Below are 903 nucleotides of genomic sequence, written 5' to 3' on the forward strand. Positions count from 1 at the left end.
TTTATTCGTTGGCCTTCTGAGGAATCCTGATCATTCCGAGACCGCTTATCGACAGGCTTCCTTATTGCGACAGAACCGCGGCCGGTGCCGCGCTCGAAGTCGTGCAGCGCGTGCTCGGGCACGCGTCGCTTGGCACCACGTCGATCTACGTGTCGCCGGAAGAGGCGCGGATGCGGCAGGAGGCGGCCAAGTATCACGCTCGTTTGACAGGCTCGACGTAACGGGCGCGCCAACCTGTACTCGCTCATCGAGACGTGCAAGGCTAATGGCACCGAGCCGTATCGCCATCTATAAATCAAGGCCTTGAAGGAATTCCTTGCTAGCATATTTTGTGATCACCGCTAGCAGGATTTTCGAACCTCAACAGCTATTTCACGCGTCGCGATCGGTTTGATGCCAATCAACGCTCCATTTGGTTCTGTCGCAATAAGGACGGAGAGTTGGAGGCGGCGAGTGGACCGACCCGGCTCATGAAACCAGGCAATAGAATTGCTGTGCTGCGGGCAAACGAGTCCCCTTGGGGGAGTTCATCTGTCCCTTGGCGACCATGTGCATGGTCTCAATGCCACCCATGATGATGCGTGCGCATCGAAAACGCTGGAACCCGAGCATAGACCTCGTTCGTCGTTTAATGGCCCGGTGATCCTGCTCGATCCTGTTGTTCAGATACTGGCGCTGACGGATCTTGATCGGCGTCTCGCGCTGCGCGTTCACGGCATGCAGGGCTGCCAGGTTGGCCCCGCTCTTGTCGACGGTCACGGTGTCGGGCGCGCCGTTGCTGGCGATCGCTTGCTCGAAGTAGCGCCAGGCAGCAGCCTTGTCACGACGGGCTCGCAACAGGAAGTCGACGGTGTTGCCGGCCTTGTCCACCGCGCGATAGAGGTACGTCCATTTGCCTCGCAC

The 903-nt window shown here is 58.8% G+C and carries 1 protein-coding gene and 1 pseudogene; one reads left to right on the plus strand and one right to left on the minus strand.

Translation table 11 applies throughout. The annotated features are described in order from the left end of the window. Positions 1 to 77: 77 nt before the first annotated feature. Positions 78 to 294: pseudogene (locus WS68_RS25500) on the plus strand (hypothetical protein); the annotation flags it as partial. Positions 295 to 468: 174 nt separating this feature from the next. Here WS68_RS25500 and WS68_RS00480 read toward each other — a convergent pair. Continuing rightward, positions 469 to 903, minus strand: a 435-nt coding sequence (locus WS68_RS00480) for an IS6 family transposase (protein WP_156429294.1), incomplete at its 5' end; no start/stop codon positions are given.

It is taken from the genome of Burkholderia sp. TSV86 (assembly GCF_001522865.1).
In the GTDB taxonomy this organism is placed as follows: Bacteria; Pseudomonadota; Gammaproteobacteria; order Burkholderiales; family Burkholderiaceae; genus Burkholderia.